Genomic DNA, 3,243 nt, shown 5'->3' on the forward strand with positions numbered 1-3,243 from the left:
CGTTGATGTCCAGCAGTGAGTTGGTGCCCAGGCGGTTGGAGCCGTGCACGGAGACACATGCAACTTCACCGGCGGCGTAGAGGCCCGGCACGATGGTGTCGTTGTCCTGCAGGACTTCGGTGGTGATGTTGGTGGGGATGCCGCCCATGGCGTAGTGCGCCGTCGGGAAGACCGGGACCGGCTCGGTGTAGGGCTCCACGCCGAGGTAGGTGCGGGCGAACTCGGTGATGTCCGGCAGCTTGGCATCGATGTGTGCCGGCTCCAGGTGGGTCAGGTCCAGGAGGACGTAGTCCTTGTTCGGGCCGCAGCCGCGGCCTTCGCGGACTTCGTTGGCCATGGAACGCGCCACGATGTCACGGGGCGCGAGGTCCTTGATGGTGGGGGCGTAGCGCTCCATGAAGCGTTCACCCTCGGAGTTACGCAGGATGGCACCTTCACCACGGGCTGCTTCGGACAGCAGGATGCCCAGGCCGGCGAGGCCTGTCGGGTGGAACTGGAAGAACTCCATGTCCTCCAGCGGGATGCCACGGCGGAACGCGATGCCCATGCCGTCACCGGTGAGGGTGTGGGCATTGGAGGTGGTCTTGAAGACCTTGCCGGCGCCGCCGGAGGCGAACACCACGGACTTGGCCTGGAACACGTGCAGCTCGCCTGAGGCGAGGTCGTAGGAGACCACACCGGCTACGCGCTTCTGCTTGTAGGACGTGCCGTCCTCGCGGACTGCGTCCTCTTCAACGGTCAGCAGGTCCAGGACGTAGTACTCGTTGTAGAACTCAACGTTGTGCTTGACACAGTTTTGGTACAGGGTCTGGAGGATCATGTGACCGGTGCGGTCCGCTGCATAGCAGGCGCGGCGGACAGGCGCCTTCCCGTGGTCGCGGGTGTGGCCGCCGAAGCGGCGCTGGTCGATCCGGCCCTCGGGCGTGCGGTTGAACGGCAGGCCCATCTTCTCAAGGTCCAGCACGGCGTCGATGGCTTCCTTGGCCATGACCTCGGCAGCATCCTGGTCAACCAGGTAATCGCCGCCCTTGATGGTGTCGAACGTGTGCCATTCCCAGTTGTCTTCCTCGACATTGGCAAGGGCCGCACACATGCCACCCTGCGCTGCACCGGTGTGCGAGCGGGTGGGGTAGAGCTTGGTCAGTACTGCTGTTCGCGCGCGCTGACCGGACTCGATCGCGGCGCGCATGCCAGCGCCACCGGCACCGACGATGACGACGTCGTACTTATGGACCTGCATACTTGGGCGCTCTTTCTCTCAAAATTCGCAATAAAACAACGGGCGGGCGTTGCCTGCACCGCAAAACACAGCCCGCGGCCCACCGCGGGCAACAGACGTGTGGGGGCTACGCGGGGCAGAATCCGCCAGGCAGCGGAACACCGTCAACCATGGGGCACGGGTTGAAGGTGAAGATCACCAGGGTGCCAAGGACGATGATCACGGTGGTGGCCGCGTAGAGGACGATCTTGAGCCAGAGCCGGGTGGAATCCTTCTCGGCGTAATCGTTGATGATGGTGCGCACGCCGTTGGTGCCGTGGAGCATGGCCAGCCAGAGCATGGCCAGGTCCCAGATCTGCCAGAACGGGTCCGCCCACTTGCCGGCAACGAAACCGAAATCGATGGCGTGGATGCCTTCGCCCACCAGGAGGTTCACGAAGAGGTGGCCGAAGATCAGCACCACCAGGACCACTCCGGAGAGGCGCATGAAGAGCCACGCCAGCATTTCGAAGTTCCCCTTGTTGGCGCCGGTGCGGCGGTACTGGGGCGAAATCTTCCCGCTGCGCGGGTTTTCGATCGTTGCAGTCATGGCTTAGTGACCTCCGAGCGCAAGGGAAAGGTGGCGGATGGAGAAGCCAACCATGACGACGACCCAAAGGGCCAGTACGGTCCACAGCATCTGGCGCTGGTACTTGGCGCCCTTCTTCCAAAAATCGACGGCGATGATCCGGAGGCCGTTGAAGGCGTGGAAAACAATCGCGGCAACAAGGCCCGTTTCACCCAGGGCCATCAGCGGGTTTTTGTACGCCCCGATCACGGCGGTGTAGGCCTCAGGGGATACACGCACCAATGAGGTGTCCAGTACGTGGACCAACAAGAAGAAAAAGATCACTACACCGGTAATTCGGTGTCCTACCCAGGACCACATGCCTTCACGGCCGCGGTACAAGGTGCCAGCTGGTTTTGTCGGCACTGATAAACCTCCCTGCAACACAGCGGCGCTGGCATGAGATCCACGCGGGGGGAACGCCTGCTGCGAGAGCACTCGTAGCTCAGAGCCTAAATCTAGGCTTCGCTCATAGCTTATTCAATTTAGGAACTCCTTGGTGACCCGCAATGCCCGGATTTGCCGTCAATTGAGACCAACGACACATTCGACGGGGCATTTCGGTGTCCTTTGACCTTCACGGAGGGGGACTCTGCCCGCCGTCAGCTAAAGTAGCGGTGATGAGTACAGACAAAGTGACAAGCCCGGATTCAGCCCTTAGCCGCTTTATTGCGGTGATTCCGGCAGGCGGAGTGGGGACCCGCCTCTGGCCCCTGTCACGAGCCGCAGCTCCCAAATTCCTTCACGATCTCACCGGATCGGGCAGCACTTTGCTGCGCGCCACCTACGATCGCCTTCAGCCCCTTGCGGGCAGGCGTGTCCTGGTTGTGACCGGCACTGCACACCGGGCCGCTGTGTGCCGCCAGCTGCCCGAGGTAGAGGAACAGGACCTTGTCCTCGAGAGCGAGCCCAAGGATTCCGGCGCCGCTATCGGCCTTGCCGCTGCCATCCTGCACCAGCGTGATCCGGACACCATCATGGGGTCCTTTGCGGCGGACCAGGTCATCAGCCCGGACGATCTCTTCCAGGACGCTGTCCGCCAGGCCATCCACACGGCCGCGGCCGGCAAGATCGTCACCATCGGCATCAAGCCCACCCACCCCTCCACAGGCTTTGGCTACATCCGCGCCGGCCGGGGGCTCAACATTGAAGGGGCACCCACCGCCCAGGCAGTGGTCGAATTCGTGGAGAAGCCCGACGAGGAAGTTGCCCAGCAGTACGTGGACAGCGGCGAGTACGTTTGGAACGCGGGCATGTTCGTGGCACCCGTGGCGCTGATGCTCAAGCACCTTGAGGCCAACCAGCCGGAGCTGTTCCAGGGCCTGCAGGAGATTGCCGAGGCCTGGGACACCCCGCAGCGCGATGAAGTGACGGCCCGGGTCTGGCCCACGCTGCCCAAGATCGCCATCGACTATGC

The 3,243-nt window shown here is 63.0% G+C and carries 4 protein-coding genes; 1 reads left to right on the top strand and 3 read right to left on the bottom strand.

Features of this window, described 5'->3' with window-relative positions; genetic code table 11:
* From DBR22_RS02470 to sdhC, 3 genes are all read right to left on the bottom strand, one after another.
* Positions 1-1,240: FAD-binding protein (locus DBR22_RS02470; RefSeq protein WP_108597629.1), on the bottom strand; the 1,240-nt coding region annotated here is incomplete at its 3' end.
* A gap of 106 nt (positions 1,241-1,346) precedes the next feature.
* Entirely contained in the window at positions 1,347-1,808 is a 462-nt protein-coding gene (locus DBR22_RS02475) for a succinate dehydrogenase hydrophobic membrane anchor subunit (protein WP_108597630.1), read from the bottom strand.
* 3 nt (positions 1,809-1,811) lie between these two features.
* Entirely contained in the window at positions 1,812-2,192 is a 381-nt protein-coding gene (gene sdhC, locus DBR22_RS02480; RefSeq protein ID WP_082576094.1) for a succinate dehydrogenase, cytochrome b556 subunit, read from the bottom strand.
* Between the two features lie 254 nt (positions 2,193-2,446).
* Between sdhC and DBR22_RS02485 the strand changes: the two genes are divergently transcribed.
* A partial coding sequence (locus tag DBR22_RS02485; protein WP_108597631.1) for a mannose-1-phosphate guanylyltransferase occupies positions 2,447-3,243 on the top strand: 797 nt, incomplete at its 3' end.

Source organism: Arthrobacter sp. HMWF013 (genome assembly GCF_003061105.1).
Classification (GTDB): domain Bacteria; phylum Actinomycetota; class Actinomycetes; order Actinomycetales; family Micrococcaceae; genus Arthrobacter.

Coding starts and splice junctions, on each gene's coding strand:
- DBR22_RS02475 (WP_108597630.1), bottom strand. CDS start 1,808: ATGACTGCAACGATCGAAAACCCGCGCAGCGGGAAGATTTCGCCCCAG.